This window comes from Paenibacillus sp. FSL R10-2199, assembly GCF_038000235.1.
Lineage (GTDB): Bacteria > Bacillota > Bacilli > Paenibacillales > Paenibacillaceae > Paenibacillus_AQ > Paenibacillus_AQ phytohabitans.
The window spans coordinates 1-26628 of the sequence record NZ_JBBOBO010000002.1; the positions used below are offsets into that span (position 1 = coordinate 1).

At 53.9% G+C, this 26628-nt stretch carries 28 protein-coding genes; 5 read left to right on the plus strand and 23 right to left on the minus strand.

Going from position 1 to position 26628, the window contains the following annotated elements; translation table 11 throughout:
- Positions 1-832 precede the first annotated feature (832 nt).
- From NYE33_RS28255 to NYE33_RS28280, 6 genes are all read right to left on the minus strand, one after another.
- The gene (locus tag NYE33_RS28255) at positions 833-2041 is read right to left on the minus strand and encodes a M14 family metallopeptidase (RefSeq protein ID WP_042135668.1); all 1209 of its coding nucleotides are present in this window, start codon (positions 2039-2041) and stop codon (positions 833-835) included.
- A 228-nt stretch (positions 2042-2269) separates the two neighbouring features.
- Complete coding sequence (racE, locus tag NYE33_RS28260) at positions 2270-3076, minus strand: glutamate racemase (protein ID WP_039308737.1); 807 nt, start codon at positions 3074-3076, stop codon at positions 2270-2272.
- Between the two features lie 233 nt (positions 3077-3309).
- The gene (locus tag NYE33_RS28265) at positions 3310-3777 is read right to left on the minus strand and encodes a YtxH domain-containing protein (RefSeq protein ID WP_081969923.1); all 468 of its coding nucleotides are present in this window, start codon (positions 3775-3777) and stop codon (positions 3310-3312) included.
- A gap of 98 nt (positions 3778-3875) precedes the next feature.
- Positions 3876-4541 (minus strand): helix-turn-helix transcriptional regulator, encoded by a 666-nt coding sequence (locus NYE33_RS28270; RefSeq protein ID WP_171718466.1) that lies wholly within the window; start codon positions 4539-4541, stop codon positions 3876-3878.
- 42 nt (positions 4542-4583) lie between these two features.
- Positions 4584-5024, minus strand: a complete 441-nt coding sequence (locus tag NYE33_RS28275) for a DUF86 domain-containing protein (protein WP_042135666.1) — start codon at positions 5022-5024, stop codon at positions 4584-4586.
- A 216-nt stretch (positions 5025-5240) separates the two neighbouring features.
- Positions 5241-5528, minus strand: a complete 288-nt coding sequence (locus NYE33_RS28280; RefSeq protein WP_039308729.1) for a Dabb family protein — start codon at positions 5526-5528, stop codon at positions 5241-5243.
- Positions 5529-5727: 199 nt separating this feature from the next.
- On the opposite strand from NYE33_RS28280, the gene NYE33_RS28285 reads away from it, so the two are divergent.
- On the plus strand, positions 5728-6312 hold the full coding sequence (locus NYE33_RS28285; protein ID WP_039308727.1) for a helix-turn-helix domain-containing protein: 585 nt from the start codon (positions 5728-5730) through the stop codon (positions 6310-6312).
- Between the two features lie 83 nt (positions 6313-6395).
- Here the strand turns inward: NYE33_RS28285 and NYE33_RS28290 are convergent, their stop codons facing one another.
- The 8 genes from NYE33_RS28290 to rpmG all read right to left on the minus strand — a co-directional run bounded on the left by NYE33_RS28290 (position 6396) and on the right by rpmG (position 12431).
- The gene (locus tag NYE33_RS28290) at positions 6396-7019 is read right to left on the minus strand and encodes a class I SAM-dependent methyltransferase (RefSeq protein ID WP_341068806.1); all 624 of its coding nucleotides are present in this window, start codon (positions 7017-7019) and stop codon (positions 6396-6398) included.
- 67 nt (positions 7020-7086) lie between these two features.
- Positions 7087-7506, minus strand: a complete 420-nt coding sequence (locus NYE33_RS28295) for a DUF6157 family protein (protein ID WP_341068807.1) — start codon at positions 7504-7506, stop codon at positions 7087-7089.
- A 153-nt stretch (positions 7507-7659) separates the two neighbouring features.
- Complete coding sequence (gene rpsN, locus NYE33_RS28300; RefSeq protein WP_039308720.1) at positions 7660-7929, minus strand: 30S ribosomal protein S14; 270 nt, start codon at positions 7927-7929, stop codon at positions 7660-7662.
- 24 nt (positions 7930-7953) lie between these two features.
- Positions 7954-9084 carry a metal ABC transporter substrate-binding protein gene (locus tag NYE33_RS28305; RefSeq protein ID WP_341068809.1) on the minus strand — a complete coding sequence of 377 codons (1131 nt, stop codon included), beginning with the start codon at positions 9082-9084 and terminating at the stop codon, positions 7954-7956.
- Positions 9085-9105: 21 nt separating this feature from the next.
- A complete protein-coding gene (locus NYE33_RS28310; RefSeq protein ID WP_341070059.1) occupies positions 9106-9945 on the minus strand; it encodes a metal ABC transporter permease in 840 nt (279 codons plus the stop codon).
- Positions 9891-10598 carry a metal ABC transporter ATP-binding protein gene (locus NYE33_RS28315; protein ID WP_076244189.1) on the minus strand — a complete coding sequence of 236 codons (708 nt, stop codon included), beginning with the start codon at positions 10596-10598 and terminating at the stop codon, positions 9891-9893. Before NYE33_RS28315 ends, NYE33_RS28310 begins: the two co-directional genes overlap by 55 nt.
- 379 nt (positions 10599-10977) lie before the next feature.
- Positions 10978-12186, minus strand: a complete 1209-nt coding sequence (locus NYE33_RS28320) for a GTP-binding protein (protein ID WP_042135660.1) — start codon at positions 12184-12186, stop codon at positions 10978-10980.
- Positions 12187-12281: 95 nt separating this feature from the next.
- Positions 12282-12431 carry a 50S ribosomal protein L33 gene (gene rpmG / locus NYE33_RS28325; protein ID WP_042135659.1) on the minus strand — a complete coding sequence of 50 codons (150 nt, stop codon included), beginning with the start codon at positions 12429-12431 and terminating at the stop codon, positions 12282-12284.
- A gap of 292 nt (positions 12432-12723) precedes the next feature.
- Here rpmG and NYE33_RS28330 point away from each other — a divergent pair, with 292 nt between their 5' ends.
- The 3 genes from NYE33_RS28330 (at position 12724) to NYE33_RS28340 (ending at position 15722) form a co-directional block, all read left to right on the plus strand.
- Entirely contained in the window at positions 12724-13755 is a 1032-nt protein-coding gene (locus tag NYE33_RS28330; protein WP_042135657.1) for a CobW family GTP-binding protein, read from the plus strand.
- A 22-nt stretch (positions 13756-13777) separates the two neighbouring features.
- Positions 13778-14776 carry a permease gene (locus tag NYE33_RS28335; RefSeq protein WP_341068812.1) on the plus strand — a complete coding sequence of 333 codons (999 nt, stop codon included), beginning with the start codon at positions 13778-13780 and terminating at the stop codon, positions 14774-14776.
- Positions 14777-14864: 88 nt separating this feature from the next.
- Positions 14865-15722 carry a TIGR03943 family putative permease subunit gene (locus NYE33_RS28340; protein WP_341068814.1) on the plus strand — a complete coding sequence of 286 codons (858 nt, stop codon included), beginning with the start codon at positions 14865-14867 and terminating at the stop codon, positions 15720-15722.
- A gap of 8 nt (positions 15723-15730) precedes the next feature.
- Here the strand turns inward: NYE33_RS28340 and NYE33_RS28345 are convergent, their stop codons facing one another.
- The 9 genes from NYE33_RS28345 to NYE33_RS28385 form a co-directional block, all read right to left on the minus strand.
- Positions 15731-16126, minus strand: a complete 396-nt coding sequence (locus tag NYE33_RS28345; protein ID WP_042219308.1) for a NusG domain II-containing protein — start codon at positions 16124-16126, stop codon at positions 15731-15733.
- Between the two features lie 90 nt (positions 16127-16216).
- Complete coding sequence (locus NYE33_RS28350; RefSeq protein ID WP_042135652.1) at positions 16217-16405, minus strand: DUF6954 family protein; 189 nt, start codon at positions 16403-16405, stop codon at positions 16217-16219.
- A 31-nt stretch (positions 16406-16436) separates the two neighbouring features.
- Positions 16437-19907 (minus strand): PAS domain S-box protein, encoded by a 3471-nt coding sequence (locus tag NYE33_RS28355; protein ID WP_341068817.1) that lies wholly within the window; start codon positions 19905-19907, stop codon positions 16437-16439.
- A gap of 216 nt (positions 19908-20123) precedes the next feature.
- Positions 20124-20756 (minus strand): hypothetical protein, encoded by a 633-nt coding sequence (locus NYE33_RS28360; RefSeq protein ID WP_042135648.1) that lies wholly within the window; start codon positions 20754-20756, stop codon positions 20124-20126.
- Complete coding sequence (locus tag NYE33_RS28365) at positions 20753-21982, minus strand: ABC transporter permease (protein ID WP_336101322.1); 1230 nt, start codon at positions 21980-21982, stop codon at positions 20753-20755. Before NYE33_RS28365 ends, NYE33_RS28360 begins: the two co-directional genes overlap by 4 nt.
- The gene (locus tag NYE33_RS28370; protein WP_341068818.1) at positions 21979-22905 is read right to left on the minus strand and encodes an ABC transporter ATP-binding protein; all 927 of its coding nucleotides are present in this window, start codon (positions 22903-22905) and stop codon (positions 21979-21981) included. Before NYE33_RS28370 ends, NYE33_RS28365 begins: the two co-directional genes overlap by 4 nt.
- Positions 22895-23188, minus strand: a complete 294-nt coding sequence (locus NYE33_RS28375) for a hypothetical protein (protein ID WP_042135644.1) — start codon at positions 23186-23188, stop codon at positions 22895-22897. The genes NYE33_RS28370 and NYE33_RS28375 overlap by 11 nt, the downstream gene beginning before the upstream one ends.
- Positions 23151-23891: an RNA polymerase sigma factor gene (locus NYE33_RS28380; RefSeq protein WP_076244179.1), complete on the minus strand. Its 741-nt coding sequence runs from the start codon at positions 23889-23891 to the stop codon at positions 23151-23153. The genes NYE33_RS28375 and NYE33_RS28380 overlap by 38 nt, the downstream gene beginning before the upstream one ends.
- A gap of 170 nt (positions 23892-24061) precedes the next feature.
- The gene (locus tag NYE33_RS28385) at positions 24062-24739 is read right to left on the minus strand and encodes a TetR/AcrR family transcriptional regulator C-terminal domain-containing protein (RefSeq protein WP_336101320.1); all 678 of its coding nucleotides are present in this window, start codon (positions 24737-24739) and stop codon (positions 24062-24064) included.
- 264 nt (positions 24740-25003) lie between these two features.
- On the opposite strand from NYE33_RS28385, the gene NYE33_RS28390 reads away from it, so the two are divergent.
- Entirely contained in the window at positions 25004-26476 is a 1473-nt protein-coding gene (locus tag NYE33_RS28390) for an MDR family MFS transporter (RefSeq protein WP_341068820.1), read from the plus strand.
- Positions 26477-26628 lie beyond the last annotated feature (152 nt).

The following is a 26628-nucleotide window of genomic DNA, read 5'->3' on the forward strand; positions in this document are numbered from 1 at the left end:
GAGCTGGAGCTGGTATAGGCCGTTGGAGTAACGTTAGCACCTTGTGTGGGGGGATGTGGAGGAATGGACGTATGTATGCTCTGCGAGCGTGCATTGTCTTTGCGTATACTTAGCAGAACCTCTGCCAGGTTCAACTAGTGATGAGGACTGAGATTCCGCTAAATGATGGAATCAGGCGAAATCGCCTGTCAAGCGCACAGATTCCGTTATGTGTCAGAATATCCCCCATCTTGAGCCCGAATGAACAAATTAACGGAATCTCAGTCCGCGTCTCTCCATTAGAGTGCCCACTCCTGCATCACCAGTAACCAATTTTGGCAAGCCACTACCCAAGCGGCTGTCTCCGGAAAAATTAGTTTAACTTATTCGTCCATCCAGCCCACTTCCGGCGGAATCAGGGGCATTTCTGCCCCTCATTTACTCCACCCAGCCCACTTCCAGCAGAATCAGGGGCATTTCTGCCCCTCATTTACTCACCCAACCCACTCCAGGCGGAACCAGGGGCATTTCTGCTCCTCATTTACTCACCCAGCCCACTCCAGGCGGAATCAGAGACATTTCTGCTCCTCATTTCCCCCTTCTCCCCAGCGAATACAAAAAGAAACCGCCCCTTAAGCGTCGGGGGGCAGCCCGCCCGCTCTTTAAGGAACGATTTCTTTGTGTGCCTATTATTGCGTTTATTATTGCGACTCTTAAACGACTCCATGGACCCGATTGGTCTCCAACCGGCAATACATTAAAAAAAGGATACAGCCGCGGAGGATCGATAGGGAGGATTGCGGCCGTGCCCTTTGCTGCTATCTTACGCAAATTTGCAGAGATTGTTTCATTATTATTTCAAATTTGAGAGTATCGCCCCGAGTATGAGTCCGGTCTCCAGGGCCATATCCTCAAAATCAGCCGCAGGCAGCGGATTCTTGCCTATGCCCAGCTCTACCGTGAATCCCGGCTTGCGGAAGCGCTGGATGAACCAGTCCTTGTATCCGGCATCGCTGCCGGTCAGCTCGACGGCCCGGTAGCCGCTCACCGCCGCAAGCCCCGCTGCCCACCGCTTACTCTCCGGCGGCTCGTAGCCCCGGTAGTTCCAGTAAATCTCTGCACCCTGGCTGTGCAGGGATACGGCCGCATCGCCGGGAATCCGCTCGGTCAGAGCCGCCAGCGCCGCTGCCTCCGGCTCACAGAGCGGCGCATGCCCGCTGTAATCCCGCGGAGCCGGACCGGGAACCTGCCGCCGGTCGCGTTCCTCTTCCCAGTGGGCAGGGAACTGATCGCCAAGATCCACGCCGCGGATGTTGGCCTTCCAGTGGCGGAAGCTGCGCCTGCCGCTGTTCCATTTCATCAGCGCATCGTAATAAGGATGGTCCGGCAGCACACCTTCCTGCACCAGCTCGACACCATCGGGATTCGCCATCGGCACCGCCCATAGCGTCCAGTCCCGGTGCCAGTCCGCCGGCTGATGGCCATGCCACGCGCTGCCTGAAGCAAAAGCTGCTGCGTATTCTTCAATGAAGCGCATCAGAGCAGGCGCTGTAAGCCATTCGTTTGCATGCAGCGCGCCATTCACATGCAGATGCCGTGCGCCGCTGCCGATCCGCAGCAGAGTGATTGGCTTGCCGAGCACGCTGGTGCCGATGGCTTCAGTGCTGACAAAAGGATATTTGCCCGCCAGCCTGGCGGTATCCGCCTCCAGGTCAGCCGGTCCGTATTCACCGCGCAGATAGACTTCCTCACGGCGGGCTGCGGCCGGAATCACAAGCACCTTGCCCGGTATGCATATGCGCCCCGAGCTTACTCCCGGATTCAGCATTTCCAGTTCGTCAATTCCCACACCGAACAGGGAAGCGATGCTGTGTGCATCGTCCCCTTCCTGCACCGCATAACGCTTACGCGGAGCAGACGGCAGGAACAGCACCTGCCCCGGATATAAATAAGGCTGGCTTCCAGCCCATGGATTCCCTTGAATGACATGCTCCGGTGTCAGTCCTTGTCTTGCGGCTATACGGCTTACGGTGTCTCCCCTGCGGGCAATATATTGCTGCATATGTCTCATCCTCCCGGCCCTCTTGAGCCGCCGTCCCCTCCAGCCTGTCCGGGTCTCTCCGCGAATACAGGCGGGACACAGCCCTAGCCTAGTATATGAGCAGCAGCTCCATGTCATGAAAGATTTGAACATACAAAAAGCCGGGAATCCCGCTCCCGGCTTGTAACATCCGCCCCGTGATGCCTGGGGGTTTGTCCCTATTCAATTCACCACAGAGAGCATCCCAGCCTACATCGAGGATACCTGCCATACTACAGGGGTACGGCTAATCTGCTCGCCAAGCCAGTCCCGGGCGATCCGCTGGAACATCTCTGCATCGCCGCTGCAGAAGAATTGGTGGATCGGGCTTTCATCCCCGCGCGCCAGCTGGCCTTTGTCATACAGAATGGTGCTGATCTCCCGCGCCGTCTCGTCTGCCGAGCTGATCAGCTTGACTCCCGGCCCCATTACTTTACCGATCGGCTCGACCAGGAACGGATAATGGGTACAGCCCAGAATCAGAGTATCAATCGGCTCGTATTTGATGCCGTTCAGCGACTCTGCTACGGCAAGGTGACTCTCCTCCGAGCGGAACAATCCCTGTTCTACAAAGGGGACAAGCGCCGGGCAGGCCTGGCTGACCACCTGCACGAACGGTGACAGTTGCTTCAGCGCCGCCGTATATGCACCGCTTTTGATCGTACCGATGGTACCGATGACGCCGACCTGGCCATTCTTGGAAGCGCTGATGGCTGCGCGGGCACCGGGGTGAATGACTCCGATCACAGGAATGGCTACCTTGGCGGAGATATAATCAAGAGCTGCCGCTGTTGCCGTATTGCAGGCAATAACAATCATTTTAGGATTAAATTGAATTAAGTAGTCCACGATTTGTTCAGTGAACAATTTCACTTCCTCAGTCGAACGGGGGCCGTACGGAGCTCTCGCCGTATCGCCGAAATAGATGATTTTCTCCCTGGGGAGCTGTCGCATCACTTCCTTGACAACGGTCAATCCTCCCACACCTGAGTCTAATATAGCTATTGCTTGCTGCACGAACACACCGCATCCTTTAACTTGTTTTGTGTAGCTTATGTAAGGCCGGAATAAAGTGTACCAGGATTTCAGCCCCAATTGCAGATAATACCCCATTTACCGGCTTAGTTCAAGTAAGGGATTCATCAGGCACAGCCCCGGGCCGGAACAGGCCCGACCTGGGGAGGGACAGGAACGGCAAAAGCCGCCTCCCGCCAGTCTGCGGAAAGCGGCTCCTCTATTGTTTGGTAAGCTTAGGAAAGCTCGCCTTCACTTTTGCCGTCAACAACCTCTTCAGCTACAGCAATATCCGTGTCTGATTCAGCTTCGATCTCAGCTTCAATGGCTTCCTCTTCCAGCACAGCCTCAGCAATTTCAGCAACTTCATCCGCTTCTGAGGCTTCCACAGCCTCTTCAGCAATTCCGCTTACGGTAGCCGTCTTAGCTTCTTCAACTGTATCTGTGACGGCTTTGCTCCATTCTTTGACTTCACTGACGACCGACACTACAGCTTCTTTAGCCTTGCCGTAGATCTCTGTAGTCTTCTCACTGGCCTGAACAGCGATTTCCTGGACCTTATCGACTGCTTCAGTCGTTCCTTCGGCAATATCCTTACGGAGCTCCTTACCCGGTTTAGGCGCGAACAGCAATGCTGTCACCGTTCCGACCACACTGCCGGCAAGCACACCCCAGAGCAAGCTTTTGGTATCCTTTTTCATCATCAATCTCTCCTTTGGATTCAAAGTGCCTCTGCCCGGCCGCCCGGGCGATCGCCTAGTTCTGGTATATCATAAGCATAGAGAGTTTGTCCTGTGACTGATCATTTGGAGTTTTCCGAAGTTTTCTCCTTTTTGTTCGGTGTGATTGCATAACGGCAGCATTGGCCGCCTTCCGCCATACATTCACTGCGGGTAACCTTCGCATCCAGCAATTCCTCGAACAAATGCTGCTCGCACTGGCAGGCCTTGCGGTACTGGGTAGCGACCTGGCGGATGGGACAGTTAAATTCACGCATCACATACGAACCGTCCTCTTCCTTACTCCATTCCGCCATATACCCTCCGGCATTCTGAATCGCTGACAGCTCGGCAACACGCTGCTCAAGATCGCGGTTCTGCATCATAGGGGTGTACTGGGCAAGCATACGCCGCCTGCGGCCTTCAAAAAGCACATTAACCGCATCCAGCCCGCTCCCGTGATCCAGCTCCCGCAGCAGCTCCAGCGCCAGATTGTGATAGCTTTTGGGAAAATGATCTTCCGCCCGCTCGGTAAGCGAGTATACATGCATAGGACGTCCCATGGCCTGGCGCACCACCTTGGTCTTGGCAAGCGACTCCTGCTCCAGTTGAAGCACATGGCGGCGGACGCCCATTTCGGTAATGCCCAGCTCTTCCGCCAGAGCGCCGATTGTCAGCGGCCCTTTCATCTTCAGCAGCGTCATAATCATCCGCCTTGTCGAACCGCTTTCCTGACCCTTCTTCGCCATAAAGGACCTCCTTTCTGTCTGACTACATACTTTACGTTATGATTACACCGTTACTTCAATTCCCAGCTCCCGGTCCAGATAGCCGCGCACCTCGGAGGCGAACTGTTCCAGCACACCCGGCAGCACCAGCGTCAGCGGATGCAGCGCCTTCCGTTCCCACACATAATAGTCCTGAACCAGAGGCTTGCGCAGGGCTACCAGCGAGGTCAGATCAGGGTAAATCCCGCTGTCACCCAGCACCTTTTCCTCATGAATAATGGAAATAATATCTTCATAGCTCCCGGCATCCCGCATAATGAACCCGTCGATCAGACAGCTGCCCACATCGGTAACCACTTCTACCGCCAGATGCAGGCAGCGTTCCTGTACAAGACCAAGTATCGTACTGCCATCCCAGGAAGATGCCGCGTGCCGGAGACCGTTATTCAGATCAGGGATTTGTTCAAGTATCGTTTCAATTTGCTTACGGTTGACATAATACACAGATGACCCTCCACCCTGCAGTAATTTGTCCTGCCACTCCATAATTGCCGCTACTTCCCGCGTTTGCCCCGGCGCTTCAGCCAGAACAGCATAATGAAGCAAGCCGCCAAAAATACAACCAGATACGTTAACGCTTCCATTGGATACTCAAGCTCACGCATAACCGTCACCGCTTTCCGTACTTATTGGGTTCCAGCCTTGCAGATCATTTGCTGCCTAAATCTCGTAATCCACAGCCACAGAAACATCTTTGACTTCGTTAATGTGGGCGATAACTTCCTTGTGGGCCGGATGAACCTGGTAAGCCTGCAAATCTTCCATGGAGGCTACAACGGTAACCAGGGCAATATCATACGAACGCTCGGAGTGAATCAGATCAGCCCCTACTTCAATAGAGATAAGCTGCGGAATTCTTCCTTCCATGTTGCGTAGAACGGCTACTGTCTCTTGTACTTTGTCCGGGGACCGGTCCTTTAATTTGAAGAATACAATATGCTTGATCATCTATCTCGCTCCCAGCTCTTGATTAATATAAATTTGATTACTAAAAATATATCATAAACAGCAGCATTACTGAAAGAAACTTAGCGCTGCACGAAACGGAGGCATTTGATCTGGACGAAAGCATTGGTGTAATGTTAAAGTCATATACAGCTAAACTAGAAGAATTACCACTTCATTAATTCAGTATATCGGAGGAATTATGCCTAAGAATCAGCAAGAACCACATAAAATTCAGGCCTGGTCTCTGATCAACCGCAAATATCTTGGACAAGGTGTACGTGTCAAAAGATTCCGCCGGCCAAAGCGCAGCCAGATCCGCAACCGCGTTCTGCTGGCCATTCTGATGGCTAAGGACATGAAGCTCTCCAGACTTGCAGAAGAGCTATCCGTTTCCTCGCGCAGCGTAAGCGCATGGGTGTATGAAGGCCGCATTCCCTCCAGAACCAATCTGGACAAGGTCTGCCGCCTGCTCGGTTATCCGTCCCATATCTTGTTCAATGAAGCTCTTCTGCGGCAGAGTCCGATTGTGTGCCAGCCGACCCCGTCCCGTTTCATGAAAAGAACGATTGCCCGTTCACCGCAAAGCAATGCCATCCTGACCGGACTCTGCATGGTGTATGACTTCTCGGTAACCGATGTCAGCATCTGGATCGGTGTCCATCCCGGCACGTTCCGCAAGTGGCTGCACCAATGCCATCTGCCTACGCTGGCGCTGCAGGAGAAAGCCGAGAATTTCTTCCGGATTCCGCGCCATATCCTGTTCGCCGATTGTGAGCTTCACTAGTGTAACCGCCTGAATAAACATCTGAATAAGGCCCTCCTCCTGTTTGGAGAAGGGCCTCTTGATGCTGCGCTCCCTGCACCTGTTTATTTTTTGCGCGCGAGAATGTATCTTAGTATGTATTCATGGGTCCCGCCCTGCGGACTCTCCAGCGGTTCGGTAAATGCACCCGTCTCCAGAATCTCAGTACCGGCAAAATGCCCTCTTAAATCGCCGTCGCTGAAAAAATGGGCATACTTATCTGCCTTGTATTCATAAGTGCCCGGTTCAAGCTCCTTCCCACACCCATAATTAGGATCTTCATCGGAGAAGCTGGTGAAATAGAGCAGTCCTCCGGAGCGCACCTGCTCAAGACACGCTTCAATCAGCCTGCGGCGGTCATCTGCCAGGAATAGATGCAGCACGTCATAGCAATACACGGCATCCACCGGATGTTCAAGCTGCGGCTGCAGCGCAGATCCGGCGATAAAGGTTGTCCCGGGATCCCATTCTGCGGCCAGCTCCAGCGCGGCTTCACTTAATTCTATGCCGTAAACGGTAAATTCGGGGGCAAACACTTTGGTGTTCCGCCCGTAACCGGCACCCGGAACCAGGACGGAAGACGCCCCGTCTTCCATAAACCTTTGTTTGGCCCACCCGGCAGTCGGACTGGGCCGGCTCCCCCAGATCATCCCCTCCCGGGCAAACCGCTGACTCCAATACTGTGACATAACGCTTCCTTCTTTCTATCCAGGAAATTGTGATGGTACTTTGGGCTCCCCGCTCCCGATTCCCTGCTCAGCGGCGCTTACTGCGCATAGCATTCAGCAGCTTCACCCCGGCTTCACCGCTGGAAGTATAATAATCGTACTCTGGAGACTCTTTGGCGTACAAGGCGATTTTGCCTTCAGCATCATAGTGGACTCCCCAGCCGTACTTCTTGGGCAGCATGGAGGCCCGCAGGCAAGGATGATTCTTCGCGAACAGCTCTGCCCAAATCTCCTCCCGGCGTGAATCCCGCTCCTCTTCTGGAATTTCTTTGTGCCGCACATGTACCTGATACAGCAGCTCTTCATGGTTATATTGGTAAGGCGCACCTGCCAGCAGCTGGTATTGAATGACATGAGCGGGCAGAAGCGGCCGTCCCGAGACCGGGGTTATGCCAATTTCTGCCGGACAATCTTCAGCAACACGGATAAAAGTATCGGTATAGCTCATTTAGAAGCCTCCTTCAGCTGCGGAATATCTTTTTCCTCTATCATAATTCACTCCGCTGCATCAGGCAAAGTCAATGAATATGGCAAGACGGCTGGTCCCCTGTATCCCAGAGAATCAGCCGTCTTGCGGCAGAGCATCTATGAAGTTAACGGTCTACCAGCTGGACTTGGTGATACCGGGAATTTGTCCCTGGAGTGCGAGCTCGCGGAAGACGATCCGGGAAACATGGAATTTGCTTAAGTACCCCCGTGGTCTGCCGGAGACGGTGCACCGGTTTTTTTGACGGGTAGCCGAGGAATCACGGGGCAGCTTCTGCAGCGCCATATAATCTCCCGCCGCTTTCAGCTCTCTGCGTTTGTCCGCATATTTCGCCACCAGCTCCTGCCGCTTCAGTTCCTTGACAACCTTCGATTTCTTAGCCATTGTATGGATCAGCCTCTCTTCTTCTTATTCGTTCAGCGCCGCGCTCAGAGCTTCAAGATTCTGGCGCATAACGCCCAAGTAATCCAGATTATTCCTGGTGTCTTCCTCCGTCAGTCCTTCAATCGGATTCAGCACAGCTGTCTTCGCTCCAATTTCCTGGGCAATAGTGTCAGCCACGCTGGAGGATACCAGAGTTTCGAAAAAGATCGTTTTTACGTTATTCACCTTGGCAAATTCTACGATCTCTGCCATTTGAGCAGCGGAAGGCTCCTGCTCCGGTGACAACCCGGCGATAGGCACTTGAGTTAAGCCATATTCACGGGCCAGGTATCCGAAAGCGGCATGCTGGGTAATAAAGTCCCTACGTTTCGTATCCTTCAGCCCGTCTTTGAACTCCTGGTCCAGCTGCTGCAGCTTGGCGATATAGGTTTCGCTATTCATTTTGAAGGCTGCTGCATTCTCAGGCGAGGCTGCGGATAAAGCCGCTTCAATCGTGCGGACCTCCTGGATCGCCATAGCCGGGGCGAGCCACACATGCGGATCAAGGCCGCCGTGATCATGGCCATCTCCGGCATGTGCTTTTTCCCCATGTTCATCCTCGTGGTCATGTTCGTGATCGTGACCAGCCTCGCCGGACACTGTGCCTTCTTCATGGGCATGCTCATGCTCATGCTCATGGTCATGTCCCTCTTCCTCTTCCGTTCCTTCCATGATTTCCAGCCCTTTACTGGCTTCAATGGTAATCAGTTTGCTGCCGGAAGCCCCGTCCACAACCTGCTGCGCCCAGCTTTCCATACCGGCTCCGTTATAGACAAGCACATCCGCATCAGAAATCTCAGCCATATCCTTAGCGGTCGGCTCCCAGTCATGCGGCTCGGTGCCGGCCGGAATCAGCACTTCCACATCCGCAAGCTCACCGGTAATATTCTTCGTGAATTCATACATCGGATAGAAGCTGACCTTAATATTCAGCTTGTCCGCCGCAGGTACGGTTGTAGCTGCAGCCGCAGAGGACGGGGCGTTAGCAGGGCTGCCGGTAGAGGCAGCATTGCCTGCAGTATTGTTTCCGCAGCCGGAGACAATAAGCATAGCGGTGAGAGACAAGACAGCAAGGTGGCGGATTTTGAATTTGGACTTTGATTTGGAATTCATCATATTTTTCGGAGACCCCTTTTCTTAAATGGTAGTAGATTTATGAATGTTGCGGCGGTTTTTCAAGGTAATCAGCCGTTGCACAGCAATGGCAATTAGCAAAAATACGAGCAGAATAAGTGCAATCGTGCCTCCGGGAGGCGTGTTGATATAATACGAAGCCGTTAAGCCGCTAAACACGCCGGTCAAACCGACAGCGACTGAAATCAGAATGGCTGTGGTAAAACCGGACGCAACCCGCAGCGCAATGGATGCCGGGAGCACAATAAGAGCGGATACCAGCAGCACACCTACAACAGGCATGGCTGCGGCAACGGTCATGCCGGTAAGAACGGCGAACGAGAAGGACAGTAATCCGGTATGGACTCCGCCGATGCTGGCGGTTTCCTCGTCAAATGTCAGGTTGTACAGCGGCCGGCGCAGCACAATGAAGTAGACAAGTCCGGCAGCGGCCACGATGGCAATCAGCTTAAGCTGGGTATCACTCACGGCAACGATGGAGCCGAACAGGTAGGAGCTGAAGCTCTTGGTCAGGTTCTGCTTCAGGCTCATCAGCACGACGGCCAGCGCCAGGCCGGAGGTCATAATGATAGCTACCGGAAGCTCACTGTATGTACGGTAAGAACGGCGCAGCTGCTCGATAACCAGCCCTCCGGCTACGGCCACAGCGAAACCGCTGATGGCCGGGTTCCACTGCAGGACTGAACCCAGGGCCACACCTGCAAGTGAGACATGGGACAGGGTGTCCGCCATCAGCAGCTGCCTGCGCAGCATCAGATATACGCCAAGCAGCGGACCAATAATGCCAATCAGGCCTCCTGCCCAAAATGCACGCTGCATGAATTCGTAACCAAGCATGTCCAGCCCTCCTGTTCCTGCCGTTCCAGGCTGATCACCGTATCCAGATAGGATCTTGTCTCTTCCAGGCCATGTGTAACCATAATGACGGTGCGGCCATGCTGGCTGACATAATGCCGCATCAGCTTGTAGAAGCCGCTGCGGCTGGCAGTATCCATGCCGGTTGCCGGCTCATCCAGCACCAGCACCTGCGGCTGCTGGGCCAGCGCCCGGGCGATGCAGATCCGCTGCTTCTGCCCGCCGGACAACTCGCCGATTCTGCGGTTGCGGTACTCCCACATATCGACCTGACGCAGGCTGCTCTCCACCAGCGCTTCCTGTTCCTTCGTGAAGCGGCGGAACAATCCCAGCCTGGAGTAGCAGCCGGAACGGACCAGCTCGATGACCTTGCTGGGGAATCCGGCATTGAAGGAGGCAACTTGCTGCGGCACATAGCCGATCACCAGCCCGCCCCCGACGGTAAGCTCCTTATTCAGGGAGACCGTTCCGCTCCAGGGCTTCAGCAGGCCCAGCATAAGCTTGAGCAGCGTTGTCTTCGCCGCTCCGTTGGGGCCGGTGATCCCGATGAACTGCCCGGCTTCAATATCCAGCGACAAGCGGTCAATGACCGGCTCGTTCCCGTAGCCGAACACAACATCCCGCATGGATGACAAAATCATAGCGTATCGTCCTCCCTTCTTCATTCAACTTCAGACGGAGCTAATGCACCGGCAAAGTCTATTAACATTCGCAGATAATGAATTTATTCGTAATAATTACGTTTTAACTCCATTGATATTATCGTAATAATTACGATCTGTAAACCCAAAACCGAAAATTAATCGTAATCAAACTGATTAACACTGTAATCTAGGCAGCAAAAAGCCGGAACCGACAGTCCCGATTCCGGCTCTTCCGCGAAATTAGATGCTCTTCTTGCATACCACCGTAACTCCAGATGCCTGTCTTGTATTCCACCCGGATATAAATCCCTTGTATCACCCGAGTTCAATTCTTAAACCCTAACCTTCCGCCCGCTGCACGCTCCTCCTCAGCCCTCTATTCCTGCCCGGCAGCAAGCAGCTCGTCTGCCGGCCATGGCAGCGGATTGTTGAACTCATTCCAGTCCAGCTGCATTTCTTCCGCGCTCAGCAGGCAGCGGTCCAGCCGGGCTTCGATGTCTGCACGGTTCATGCTGACGCCGATGAACACGATCTCGTTCAGCCGGTCGCCCCACTGCCCGTCCCACTTCGCCTTCACATCCGGCTCGGCGGCCAGCACCTCCTGCTGCTGGTCCTCCGGCATCGTCGCCAGCCAATAACCGGCCGGACCGAACTGAATGGACGGTCCCGCCTGGCTGACGGTTGCGGCCAGATCCCCGCGCGCGGCCAGCCATACCAGACCTTTGGCCCGGACTACCTCGGCCGGCCAGTTGCTGAAGAAGAAGCTCAGCCGTTGCGGATGGAACGGCGTTCTGCGCCGGTAGACAAAGGAGGTGATGCCGTATTCTTCCGTCTCCGGTGTATGCTCCTCCTTGCCGAGCTCCGCGATCCAGCCGGAGGACAGACTGGTCTGCTCGAAATCAAACAGACCCGTATTCAGGATCTCTGAAGGGTCGACCTCCGCATTAACCGTACGGATGATCTTCGCGCGCGGTTGAAGCCTGCGCAGCACAGCCTCCAGCTTGTTCAGCTCCTGCTCGTCCACGAGATCGCATTTGTTCAGCAGCAGCACATCGCAGGTCTCAATCTGGTCAATCAGCAGATCAACGATATCCCGGAAGTCGCCATCGCCCGCAGTCATATTGCGGTCAAGCAGACTGTCCCCCGATGCAAAATCATGCCAGAAACGGTTGGCATCGACTACCGTAACCATCGTGTCCAGTCTGGCAAGCTCAGTAAGATCAATATCCAGCTCCGGGTTCGCATAGGTGAAGGTCTGGGCTACCGGAACCGGCTCGCTGATGCCGGAAGACTCGATCAGAATATAATCGAAACGCCCTTCCGACGCGAGATTATTCACTTCCCGCAGCAGATCATCGCGAAGCGTGCAGCAGATGCAGCCATTGGACATTTCCACCAGCTTCTCCTCTGTCCGGGAGAGGGTATTGCCGGATTTTACCAGGCCCGCATCCACGTTCACCTCACTCATATCATTCACAATGACCGCCACCTTCAGGCCATCGCGGTTATGCAGGATGTGATTCAGGAGTGTGGTTTTGCCGGAACCGAGGTATCCGCTGAGTACAGTAACAGGAATTCTCTTCATTGATTTACTCCTTACACAAATTTAGTTTAGGACAGCAGCGCACCCGCCGCCCGTCTATCAGAACTTCTTCCTTCCCAAGGTACGGCTCAGCATGCTTAGCGGGTCTCACGGTGCAGCGTTACACGCTTCAGGCGCGGGCAGTATTTCTTCATCTCAAGCCGTCCGGGCGTGGTTCTCTTATTCTTCGTAGTGGTGTAGTTGCGGTCGCCAGTCTCTGTGCAGGCCAAGGTAACGATTACTCTCACTAAAATTCAACTCCCTCTCTTTTATTCGTAATTATTACGATTTACACATTCTACATGTTCCGCCTGTCCGCTGTCAACTGGTGATCCGCAAAATTTCAACTCTCTTAGAATTGTGGTCTTTCCTGCGGAGGAATTACGTATAGATGGAATTACAAGTGAAAACGGCTTGGCCTCCTTCAAGAGCGGGGCCGTTTCAGCAGGAAACAGACGATTGCTCTGGTGAGATGCATCGAAGGTTTTATTACAAAGATATGATTCTTGCAATTCCAAGAACGAAGCGGGAGAGTGAGCCATGAAGATACCTGTGATCATACTGAGCGGATTTCTGGGGAGCGGAAAAACTACTCTGCTGTTAAGTCTGCTGAAGGAGAGCAAGCGGCGGGGGCTGAATCCCGGCGTAGTCATGAATGAGCTGGGGAAAAAGGATGTCGACGGCTATATTCTGCAGGAGAATACCGGCACTAGTGTGGAAAAGCTGCTGGACGGCTGTGTATGCTGCAGCCGCAAGGAAGAGCTGCCGCGCAGCCTGGCCGCCCTGCTGGCGCGCCGTCCGGATATCATCTACATCGAGCTTACCGGCGTAGCGGACCCCGATGAAATTGCCAAATCGCTGCTGGAGATGCCTTTAGCAGACCGGCTGAAGCTGCACTTTACCATCACGCTACTCGACGCCGAGAATGCGCTGGACTATAACAGCCGCTTCTCCGCCGATAAACAGCTGGTCCGCACTCTGCGCAAGCAGCTCACGGTGGCCGATCTGATTATCGTGAACAAAAGCGATCTGGTCGAACCGGAAACCCTATGGAAAATCGAGAAAATGGTCTATAAGCAAAACTCTGAATCTGAGATTGTTTTTACCCATTACAGCCAGATTAATCTGGCCCCGCTGCTGGCAGGCATCGCCGCCCGTGAACTGCGGAGGCCTGCGCCGCAGCGCGGACCTGGTACTATAAACGGCACATCGCTTAAACGAACCAGTCCTGGCTACGGGGGGAGCGCGACTGCTGTACAGGAGCCCGAGTCCGGCTCAAGCACCTCCTATTCGCAGGTAGCGGCAGTTACGCTGACCGTTCCGCAGGGGGGGAACGGAAGGATCCGCCGGGAGCAGCTGGAGCTTTTTTTCCGGGAATGGGGAGACAGTCTGCTTAGAGCCAAAGGTCATGTCCAGCTTGCGGAGCAGGATTCCGTACAGCTCGTGCAATATGCGGGACACCGCACAACCTGGGAAGCCTCGCGTTATCCGGGCCAGCCTTACATTGTGTGCATCGGCCTGAATTTGGACGAGAGGGCGGTCAGCCGCCGCTGGGCAGCCTTGTTCAGCTAATATCAGGCGCGGGAAGGAGCCGATGAAGCCTTTGACAACCTTTTCTTCGTTCAAAATACTGCCGCTGCTCATTCCCGCTGCCTTCCTGCTCACGATTGGCATTCTCTGGCTCCCCGGTCATCCGGAGCTGCTTAACAACGGGTATGTGGACACGTTCAAAACAGCGTTTCTCGGCATTCTGCTCGAAGCCCTGCCGTTCGTGCTCCTGGGTGCGCTGCTCTCCTCACTGCTCCGCGTCTTTGTTCCGGACGAGATGATCTCACGCTGGATTCCGCGCCATCCGGTTCCGGCTATTCTATTCGGCTGCCTGCTCGGGATCATCTTCCCCGTCTGCGAATGCGGGATGATTCCGCTTGTCCGCCGGTTAATGCACAAAGGCATGCCGCTCTACGTCGCCATCGTCTTCATTCTATCCGGTCCGATCCTGAATCCGGTCGTCTACGGGGCCACCCTGACGGCTTTCCGTTCCCATCCGGAACTGGCCTATGCGCGGATGGGACTGGCTTTTGCCGTAGCCGCCCTAATCGGCCTTGTCATCTATGCCACCGTCCGCAAATCACCGCTGCGTCTATCCATCCCCCGCGAGGGCGGCGAGGAGCATCACCGCACTACCCGCGGCGGGCGTTTAGTCGCAGTCTTTGTGCATACGTCGGATGAGTTTTTTGAAATGGGCAAATATCTGATCATCGGCTGTCTGTTAACCGCCGGTATCCAAACCTTCATGAATCACGGCAGCCTGGCCACTATCGGAGAGCGCCCGCTGGGCTCCTACCTGTTCATGATGGGGCTGGCCTTTGTACTCTCGCTCTGCTCCACCTCAGATGCCTTCGTCGCCTCTACCTTCCTGCATTCCTTCCCGGCCGGATCTCTGCTGGCGTTCATGGTGCTGGGCCCGATGCTCGACTTCAAAAACTCACTGATGCTGCTGTCGCTGTTCAAAACCAGATTCGCGCTTTATCTGTTCTTCCTGATTGTCTCGGCCGTCTTCACCGGCTCGGTGCTGGCTTCACTCTGGCTGTAGCACCCTCACAAACTCAGCATATGCTTCCGATGCAGTTTGTCCGCAGAAACTCAGGGAGCAACCCTCACAAACTCTTAGGAGGTTCCGTATGAATAACGCCCGGAGCATCCGGTTTCACTATTTACTGAGGGCGGTTATTCTGCTCGCCTTCGCCCTCTATATCGGACATCTGGTCCAGCAGGACGCGCTTCATTACTACGTTGCCCCCAAGCTGGCCCGCTGGATCAGACTGTGTCCGGTTCCGCTCTCCCTGATGGCGCTGAGCCTCGGGCTTCAAGCCGTCCTTGGCAAAAGCAGTGTCCTGTGCGACTGTGAGCACCGCCTCCCCCGTTCCGGGCTGGGCAGCTCCGCACTGTACAGCCTGTTCCTGCTTCCGCTGCTGCTAGGGTTTCTCCTGCCTGACCGCGCACTGGGCAGTGCTGCAGCGGCCAGAAAAGGCCTCACCCTGTCTTATACAGCCGCAGAGTCCGGCAGCGGCGCGAAGTTCACTCCCTCTAACCCCTATGAGGCGGAATTTGCCGAGCTGGCCGGCAAGCTGTTCGGAGAGTCCGTTATTCCTGTATACCCGGAGATTTTCTCCGAGACCCTGGGCGCAATCAACCTGTATAAATCACAGTTTGAGGGCCGGGAAATCTCGGTATCCGGCTTCCTCTACCGCGAGCCGCAGGGTGCGGGCCAGTCCAGCTATGCGGTCAGCCGGTTCCTCGTCCAGTGCTGCACGGCGGATGCCACTCCGTTCGGTATTCTGCTGAAGCCGGGAACACAAATAAGCCTGCCCGCCGATACCTGGATTGAGGTTCGGGGCAAGCTTCATGTGGTGCTCTATCAGGGAGTGGAGACACTGCAGATTACTCCGGAAGTCCTAACCGCAGTTCCTGAGCCGTCCACACCTTATGTATACACTAGTGCCGACGCCGCAGCGGCCTGGGAGGAGCTGCAGCCTTGAGTGCCAGCTTAGATCACCGCATCCAGCGCATCATCGTCATCAATGGATGAACCGGGATTTACGACCTCAATGAGAAGCCGGGCCGGAATACAGATAATCTGCTGTTTGGGCCTGGAGATGAACCCCATATCCAGCGCAATGGTCAGGGGAGCATCCGAGTAAGTCATCTGTATCCCATAGTCGAACACCTTCAGGGTATTGTGGCCGAACTTGGTACGGATGTCTATAATCTGTTCTTCCTTGGTCAGGTTTACCGTCTTGTACGCCTTGCCGTTCACTGTAATAACAGCCTTCAGATCTCCCTGTGCATAATGCTCATTGTGATTCGAGAACCACTTATAGCCGTAAATGGAACCGGCGGCAAGCAATACGACCAGGATCATGATGAAATCGCCACGTTTCATGGTTTTCAATGCCGTAACCCTCTCGCTGACTCTTTTATAATCGTAATAATTACGATCCCTATAAATAATAGTTTAGCCAGGGGAAGATTGTCAACGTCTGCCCAGCCGCTTCAGCAAACTCCGCAGCCACCAGGTAATTCCGGCATAGATCAGCAGTACAATGGCCAGTGTCAGCATCCGCTCCCGGAACGATCCGTCAGCCAGCAGCACCGGCCCCAGCCCATATAGCGTTGTCAGCCCATAGAGTATGGCAAATAAAATATAGATGATCCATCTCATTCCTGTTTGCTCCTCCTCAAGGCTCTGCCTGCTAATTCCGGAGATTAATCGACCATTCCCGCAGAACCCTGTCCAGCTCTTCCACCCGGATCGGCTTGGAGATAAAGTCCTGCATCCCTGCTCGAAGGCACATTTCCTTATCTTCTTTCCGGGCAAAGGCGGTAACCGCAATAATAACCGGAGATAATCCCATCGCCTCGCGGATCCGCCCTGTAGCCTCAATACCATCCAGCACCGGCATCTGAATATCCATAAACACCAGATCATAATGACGTGTGAGCACAGCGTGAACCGCCTGCTCCCCGTTCAGGGCCACATCCGAGGTATAGCCGCGCTTATTCAAATACTTCTGCAGCAGGTGCAGATTCACCGGATGATCCTCGGCAATAAGGATCGACAGCGGACCATATTGCCCCTCCGGATAATCCATATCAAAAATTCCGTTCTTATACTCTTCAGCTGCAAGGATCTCCAGGGGCAGCGGAGGCCCCGCAACCTCACCAGACGGCATAACCTCAATCGTGAAATAGAACTCCGAGCCCTCATCTTCGGTACTGTCCACACCGATCGCACCATCCAGCAGCTCGACCAGCTTCTTGCTTATGGCCAGCCCCAGTCCGGTTCCGCCGTATTTGCGGTTAATGGAAGGATGCAGCTGGGAGAACGACTGGAACAACAGGCTCTGGCTGTCCTGCGGAATTCCAATACCGGTATCTGTCACCGAGAATCTGAGAATCATTGACCCGGGTTCCCGTACAGGTTCCAGCTTCACGGAAATACCGACTTCCCCTTCTTCCGTGAATTTCACCGCATTGCCGACCAGATTCACGAGGATTTGCCGCAGCCGGATTTCATCCGTTATTACAAGACCGGGAATCTCCGGGTCTGCTTCGCTGCGCAGGGTCAGCCCTTTTTCTTTGACCCGCGGATAAAAGAGTTCACATACATTCTGAATCACTTGCCGGACATCGACCGGCTGCAGATCCAGCGTCATCATACCGGATTCAATCTTGCTGAAATCCAGCACCTCATTCAGAATATGCAGCAGTGCTCCGCCGCTTTTATTAATAATCTGCGTGTAGTATTCCTGCTCTTCCGTAAGCTCTGTCCCCGAGAGCAGATCAGCCATGCCAATAATCCCATTCATCGGAGTGCGCAGCTCGTGGCTCATAATGGCCAGGAATTCTGATTTGGCCCGGTCGGCCTGCTCCGCTGATTCCTTGGCACGCACAACCGCCTTCTCCTCGGTAATGTCACGGAATACCACTACCGCACCCTTGCGTTCCCCGTTATCATATAATGCCGTCATGCGGTATTTAACGAGGAAGCTGGAACCGTCCTGTCTCCAGAAAATCCCTTCCTGCTCCCGCTCATAGGAGAGATTAGTCGTAAGCAGCTCTGCGAGGGTCCTATGCCCTCCGCGGTAGAGTTCCCCGTCCATCCAGGTCTGGGCGATCGTCTGCAGCTTGATATTGCTGGCCAGCTCCCCGGGAGCGTAACCCAGCATAATGGAAGCCGCCGGATTAATAAAGACCGTATCCCCCTGCAGATTGATGCCAAAGATCCCTTCCGAAACCGAATTCAATATCAGCGCATGCTCATAACTGAGCTTCTCAATCTGTTCCAGATGCCGTTTGCGTTCGGTGATATCGCTCGTGATCGCAAACACGCCTACCACCTGGCTGTCCAGCAGAATAGGTACATAAATCATGCCAACCTCAACCGTCTGCCCGTCACGGCGGATGATCCGGGTCTCAAAGGTCTGGGCCATCCCCCCGGCAGCGGCAAGAAAACGGTTATTCACAAATGCCAGCTCATCCGCATCAATAATCTCACTGTAGCTTGAATGCAGCAGTGTTTCACGGGAATAGCCGGTGAGCTGCTGCAGACTGGCATTCAGCGACTGGATGCAGCCCTGCAGATCCATTGCACTGATCGCGGACGGATTATATTCGAACAGCGACTTGTACCGGTTCTCGCTTTCCAGCAGCTTCAGTTCATATTGCTTGCGCTCAGAGATATTCCGGGTAACCCCAATCATCTCTGTAATTCCCGGGGTTCCCGTCTCCGTATGCCGCAGCGTAGTCTCCACCCACAGATAAGAGCCGTCCTTGCACAGATAACGGAAGACGATAGGCTCCAGCTTCAAGCCCTTCTTACTGTCGTCCAGAAAAGCCTGCACACAGGCAAAATCGTCAGGATGGATATAATCCATCCCATTCGTGCCGACCATTTCTTCCGGAGTATATCCGAACATCTGCTGGCAGACCGGAGAAGCATACAGATATGTCGCCTGTTCATCTGTCGCATTGCGTGAGATAAAGTCCTGAGAATTCTCCGAGATCAGGCGGTAATTCCGTTCGCTGTCGCGAAGCTGTTCTTCCATCCGGTGGCGTTCCGTAACATCCTGCACAATGCCGCGGATCTGCTGAACCTTGCCTGTCGCATCAAGGATAACCTCCCAGTGCGCATAGATCACTTTACGCCCGCCGCTGCCATTCCTGATTCTGAAGGTCGCCTCACCTTGGGTGCCTGACTTCAGTGTATGATGCAGCTCCTCACGCAGCGCCCCCAGATCATCCTTCACCACACAATCCAGGAGCAGCTGATAATCAATCCGGGTATGACTGCCCTGGCAGCCGCCCAGTTCAAAAATAGCCCGCATCTGGCTGGAAACCGTCAACTCCGCATAGACCGAATTCCATTCCCACGAACCCATCTGCCCAAGCTCCTGTGCAGACGCCAGCATCTCCTCATATTTCTTCCGTTCTGTAACATCACGGGCAATGGTCAGTACCTGCTGCACTTCACCTTCACTGTCCCGCATAACCTGAAACGAGCTTTCAATCCAAATGTAATGGCCGTCTTTATGCCTTGCCCGGCGGGTAAAGACATCGTTGTCCGAGTATAGCTTGCCCTGCTCGGTCATCTCTAGCGCGTCAACTTCATGATAATATTCCGGCCTTTTCCTGCCGATCATCTCACTTGCGGAGTAACCCATCACTTTCTCAACAGAGGGAGAAACATATCGCAAGGTTCCATCCGGATCGGCAAAGGAGATCATGTCCGGAGTATTTTGCGTAATCAGCTTGTAGAGCTGGTGATCCTCCTCAATCTTCTTCTCTGCTACCTTGCGTGCGGTAATATCGGTCATCTCCGCAATCAGCTGCAGGGGCCTGCCTGTCGATTCATCAATAATTAAAAATAGATGCAGCGCCACCCAGATGATCTCCCCATCTTTGCGCACAAACCGTTTCTCTTTATCTACAGCCGCGCCGGGACTGCGCAGCAAATACTTCATAATCACGCCGTGATCCACGATATGCTCATCCTCCGGATAGGCAATATCCAGATAACGCAGATCCTTAAGTTCATCCTCTGTATATCCGAACATCCCGCAAAAGGCAGGATTGGCCATGAGCATTGTACCATTGTCAATGGATACTACCGCATAGCCTATGGAAGAACGTAAATACAAATGCTTAAAAAGTGTGTCAGACAAAGCTCGAGCCTCCTCTGTGAAAGTGGGGGACATAAATTATTATCAGTATACCTTTTTTTCGGAAAATATGCTCCAGCTCTGAAGTCACACCAAAAATCAGGCAGTATATTCAATGCGTCAAAAAACCGCCCCGGTCAAGTAAATGACGTCAAGGCGGTTGTTATATGATTTTTATAATATTGGATTGTACCTGATATAAGACAGGGCAGGCCTCTATTAGTCCAGCCTCTTGCGCGGCAGCCAGAAGGCACAGAACACGGCAAGGACAAGAGAACAGCCTGCGAGCAGCCATTTATCGTTATCCCATTCGCTATTTATCAGGCCGAATAAATAAAATCGGCCGGTCAGCTTGCCTTTGGTCATGAAATCAAGCAGATACCAGGAGAACCCGGCAATGTATCCGGCAGAGATGTTGCCGATCAAGAGCGCAGCCGTCATTCCCGCTGATCCTATCGCAACTGCGGTAATCACTGTCCCGCCGATCATCGGCCACAGTTCAAAATCAGCACCGCTCCCATGCATCCATGTGAATAAGGCAGTCACCACAAGGAAGATATAGAGAACGGTGAGCAGCCAGCGGAAAAGAAATACCGGATGATGCCTTACCCGCTTGGCATAGAGCACTTCACCAATCCCGCCATCCTCCAGCAGGCCCAGGTGGGGGAAGACAATCAATCCCAGAAAGCTGATCAGCTGTTCCCCCAGCTTCGCAGCCTGAACCCTGTTCATCAGTGCCGGCTCCATGAAGAACGGGACGACAGCCAGAAGCACTGCGGACAGGAGCCATGAATAATGTGCAGTCAGCCTGAGGTTGTACCCGGCCAGCGGGCGGATGATCTGCCGGCTCATCTAAGCGCCTCCGCTGCAGATGCCGCCACACTTCCTTTAGCTGTCTTCCTGCTCAGCGTTTTGGCTGAATCCAGCCGGCTGCGGTTTCTTTCCCATAACCAGGCGGCTCCTGCAGCCAATAATACAGAGAGTATTAAATAGAAGCTACGGTTAAGTGCAATCTCATCCGTCCACTTCCAGTATAACTCGTAGTCATTAGGCGAGTTGAAGCGGATGAACAGCCGGTTCAGCCCATAAGAGCCCAACAACGGCAGTACCGATACGAACCACCAGATAATCTGCAGGGCGATGGGTACGATCCCCCGGCGGAACAGCATCGAGCCGAACATCCCGAAGGCAACGGAAACCCATAACGTCGGCAGCAGCCACCATGCTGTGTATCCAAGGAAGATTACAATAGCCTGTCCCGTCTGGCCGGTAAGCCCCAGTGAATATACGGTCTGCCAGCCGCCGATGACAGCCAGGATGAGGTAGATCAAAGAGAGCATGACACCTTGTGCAATAAACTTCGAACCGACATACACCCAAGGCGAAATCCTGCGGCTGTAAATCAATTCATTCATCCGGCTTGAGCGGTCCCGGAGCAGCAGAAAGGCAGACAGAAAGACCGGAAAGATCCCTGCTGGCAGCGAGAGATAATCACTGAAGTAGCGTGCGGCTCCGGGCAGCAATTCACCTGCATCCACCTTAGCGTTATAGCGGGCAAGATCCGCTTCCTGCGCCTTTATGGCTTCATCAACAGACTCAATGGCAGAACCGAATTCCCCCAGCCCTTGCTGGTATATACTTTTCCCGCCCAATTGATTGTTCACTGACTCAGCGATAGTGTATACCTCATCCATAGTATACTTATCCGGATTCTTCAGAACCTCATCCAGCTGGGAGATCGCTGCAGACAGGGCTGTCTTCTCCTTCTCGCTCAGCTTAACCTTGAATGGAAAACCCAGCCTGATCTTCTGGCTGGTTCCGGCATCCAGATTCCAGCCCATTTCCTTCCTCATTTGTTCGGCCAAATCGCGGGTATCCGCCGGCTGCTTCCAGCCGTAATACGGGTGTTCAATAGTACCTACATTCTGCGGCGTACTTATAACCGGGGAACCCAGCTCGCCCCAGGTTTCCTCCGTAGCATAAGAGGTGAAATAGAAGAACACGCTCGCGATAATAAACAGATAAAAAACCAGGCTGCGCAGCGTCATGCGCATCTCTTTGCCGATCAGTGCCATCATACGAAGGATTCCTCCCTGCGCATGAGATGCAGATAAGCATCTTCAATCGACGGCGCGGTCTGCTGTGCCCCTGCATAAGGCTGTTCATCTGCCAGCACCCGCACCCGCATATTCCTTCCTTCCGGCACAGCTGACAGAACCGGGAACCGGTCGCGGTCGCGGTCCCGTTCCCACTCCACCCGGTCAAGCTCGGCTATCCAGACACGGCCGGCGGCGGCGGCAGTCAAATCGCCTATTCTGCCGTGATAACGCAGGCGCCCCTTATGCAGCACGGTCATCTGCTCACAGGTGGACTCCACGTCTTCGACGACATGCGTGGATAAGAGAACAATTCTGCCTTCGGCAAACCGGCTGAGCAGCCGCCGGAAACGGATCCGCTCTTCAGGGTCCAGCCCTGCAGTCGGTTCATCCACGATCAGTAGCTTCGGCTCATGCACCATTGCCTGGGCTACGCCGAGCCGGCGCTTCATCCCTCCGGATAATGCCTTCACCTTGGTACGGCGCTGCTCGGTAAGGTTAACCAGCTCCAGCAGATTGTCTATTCTCCGCTTCCGCTCCGCGCGGCCGGCTATGCCCGATAGCAGCGCCAGATAATCCATCGCCTCCACTACCGTCATCCCCGGATAAAAGGCGAATTCCTGCGGCAAATAGCCGACCAGTTCCCGGATCCGGGCCTTATCTTTCAAGGCAACACCACCAATCTCCACCGTTCCCGAGGTAGGCTCCAGCAAGGTGGCAAGCAGACGCATCAGCGTGGTTTTACCTGCTCCGTTAGGTCCGAGCAGGCCGTGAATGCCTTCGCCCACCCGGAAGCTGATATCCTGCAGTGCCTGCTTGTTTCCGTAGGTCTTGGTTAAATGATTAATAATTAGCTCCATCCCAGTCTTCTCCCCCGTTCTTACAATTCCCTGTTCACCCGTCATTCTCCGGACTCCACGACAATTCAAGCTTCTCAATCAGCAGACCTGCTGCGATCAGAAGGAGCGACAGCGCCACGCATAGTTCCTTATCAATCTTTCCAATCGAGATCATCAGGGCAAAAACAGCCGTTAGGATTGTGACACATGATATTGTCATTGCCTTGCGCCTGGCCAGCATCCTGCGGTTATGCAGCACTTTCTCTGCATCACGCTTGTCATATTCCAGCAGACGCGCTTTGCGGTAGACCTCATCCAGAAATAACTGTTCCGGTTCGTTTGACCTCACAATCCCACTCCTCCTTTTCGTAAATCTGCCTAAGCTTCTTGCGCGCCCGGTGCAGCAGCACCTTGAAGCTAACCATATTGCGTCGCATTACTGCTGCCGCCTGCTCATAAGACATCTGTCCCACATCCACCAGATAGACCGCCTGGCAGTAATCCGGCTTCATCTGGCGCAGCCTTCTGCGCCATTCCAGGTCTTCTTCACGGATAATAGCCAGCCGCTCGGGATCGTCTGTTCCCTGTGTATGTACGCAGCCGTATCTCTCGAATCCGCCGCGGTCTGCCGGACCATCACCCTGTGACCTGCGGTCTTCAGGATTATGGCTCTCTTCCGCGGTCAAGGTACGCTGTCTGCTGCGCTTGCGGATGGAGTCAATGCTTTTATTGCGCAGGATCGTGAACAGATAGGTTTGGAAGGATGCACGGTGATCATACTTCTCCGGATACACCAGCAGATAAGCGAAACAATCCTGCGCCAGATCCTCGGCCGTATGATAATCTCCGGTCAAGTGGTACGCAAAACGTACCGCCGGCTTCCTGTACTTACACACCAGCCACTCAAAAGCCTCCAGGCTTCCGTCCCGGAACCTGACCAGTACAGCCTCTTCTTCCGCGGAATTATCCTTCGCTTCCTCTGACTCAGGGTCTTCCGCATGTTCTCTTCCGTTTCCGTTCGTCTTACGCCGCCTCCTCTCCCGCTGAGCCATCTACTGGTTATTCGTTTACCTCCGGCAAAAGGTTACAGTCTGTCCGCAAAAAATAACCCCACTAAGTGGGGACCCCAAAACAAAAATTATCCTTACAACAGAAACGGTAATGCCGTCCTAATGAGGGCTGTCGTTTCTTCAAGAAGCTGGATGGAGCAGCAGACTATGGCTTACGCCTGCTGCTGGGCCAGCTGTGAGATTCCTGCAATGATTATTTTCAGGCCTGTACGGAACATGTTATCCGAACCCAGCTCGCGGAATAAGCCATTATGGTGCATACGCTGCACCACGTTCGGTCCTTCTCCGGACAGATGTGCAAGCGAATCCATAAACATTCCTTGCGCTCCGCCCTCCGCTTCCTTCTTCATGGCTGTATCGACTCTGCGTTGCTCATATTTATCGAGTTCAAAAGCAATCACATAGTTCAGCAGGCAGGCAATCGAGGAAAACTTGTCGCTGTCGCTGACGGGAAGATGATCCACGATCTGCAGAAGCGAGTTGATTAAGGCCAGATAGTCCGGCTCGGAAGGTACCGTTCTCATTAACAGCTGGGCGGAACACGGATACTTAATCATTACGCTGCGGATCATCGATGCACATTGAAACAGCTGCTCTTCCCACTCTCCTTCGAGCTTAGCAGACTGCAGGGCCTCTTTCGCCACCTCATTGGCGAGCGTCTGAAACAGGCTCTGCTTGCTTTTGAAATGCCAATACAGCGAAGGGGCCTGGATATGCAGCAGATCCGCCAGCTTCCTCATACTGAAATCCTCAATGCCTATTTGGTCAAGCAGCTCCCAGGCTGCCTTGATGATATTTGGTTCGGTAATTTGCAGATTTTTGATTCTCATACGAGCCCTCCCGAGTACAAGCTGTTTCTATTCTAAGCGATCCTGCAAACAGGGTCTACCATCGTTAGATAATTCATGCGGCAGAATAAACTTACAGCGTTAGATATTTTCCTTTACAGTTAAAAAAGGCAGTGCTATATTAATCTCACACCGTTAGATTGAGGGTGCAGAGATCCTTACCGGCCGGAGGGGTCAGCTGCTTTCCGATCATTATTCAAGCTTCGCAGGATGACCCATATTAATTTTAAGAGGACGTGTACTGCAATGAATCCATCCGCAACAGAAGCCGCCCTGCAAGGCGGCAAGCCTTTTTCGATCAAACCGCTTATCCCTGTACTCTTCTCGCTCATTGCCGGAATGCTGCTGGTTATGCTGGACAATACCATTATGAATGTGGCCATACCTGAGCTGGAGAATGTATTTCACACCAGCCTAAAGACCATCCAATGGGCGATTACCGGCTACACGCTGGCTACCTCCATGATCATTCCGCTCGCAGGGTGGTTCTCGGACAGATTTACCGCTAAGCGTGTTTTTCTTGTATCTATTCTATTGTTCACTGTCGGCTCCCTGCTGTGTGCAGCGGCCCAGTCCCCGGCTCAGCTGATTGTTTTCCGGATTATGCAGGGTCTTGGCGGCGGCATGGTGGCTCCTATCGGCATGGCCTTATCCTTCAAAATCGCCCCGCCTGAGCGGAGAGGCGAGCTGATGGGCTTCCTCGCCATGCCCATGCTGATCGCTCCGCTGCTCGGCCCCGTGTTATCCGGATGGCTGCTTGAATATGTGAGCTGGCATTGGATTTTCCTGATCAATCTGCCTATCGGCCTGATCGCAATCTATTTAGGGATGAAGTATCTTCCGGTCTCCGACAAAGGAGCCTCCGCCAAGTTGGACATTTGGGGAATGATCCTGTCCCCGCTGGCCTTCTCCAGTCTCGTCTTCGGAGTGCACAGAGGTGGCGCGGAGGGTTGGACAGACTTCTATACATTGCTGCCGCTTACCTTCGGCTTAGTTGCTCTGTCATTATTTATTGTTGTAGAGCTGCGACAGAAGGAGCCGCTGCTTGAGCTGCGCTCCTTCCGTTCCTTCGAGTTCACCAAAGGCATTATTCTGGTCTGGATTAACCAGATCGCGTTATTCGGTTCGATACTGCTCATTCCCTTATACCTCCAGCAGGTTAGAGGCTTCTCTTCGTTTGAATCGGGGATGATGATCATTCCGCAAGCGCTGGTCAGCTTCGCCGGCGTTATGGCTGGGGGCAGACTTCTCGACAAATACGGAGCACGGATTCCTGTGTTCTCCGGTCTTGTGCTGCTCTCGGCTGCACTCGTTCTTCTGTCACGGCTGGACAGCGATACGACGATCTATGCGATGATTGGATCCTTCGCCCTTCTGGGACTGGGCCAGGGCCTCACCACCATGCAGCTCGGCACCCATGTACTCAAGTCGGCACCCAAAGACCTGATCAGCCGGGTAACCCCGCTGACCACCTCCGCCCAGCAGATTGTCGGCTCCTTCGCCATTGCCATCATCTCCGGTCTATTGTCTTCCAACATCGCTGAGCACATGAGCCAGGCCAGCTCCGCTTCAGCTTATGCCCATACTGCAGCGATGGTTGCAGGGTTCCACGACACCTTCCTGCTTCCGCTGAGTCTGGCACTTTGCGGGGTTGTATTGAGTCTGTTCCTGCGGAAGCAGGAGCACGGAAGCGGGAGCACGGAAGCGGGCAGTGAATAAGGTATTTAAAGAGGCCATCGCGCTACGCAAGTTGATCGGCATGAAGTTAAGTGCATCCGGATTCGCCTCACATAGCGTACATCACGTATATCACGCATCACGCATATCACGCATATCACGCATATCACGCATATCACGCAAAAAAAGATGCT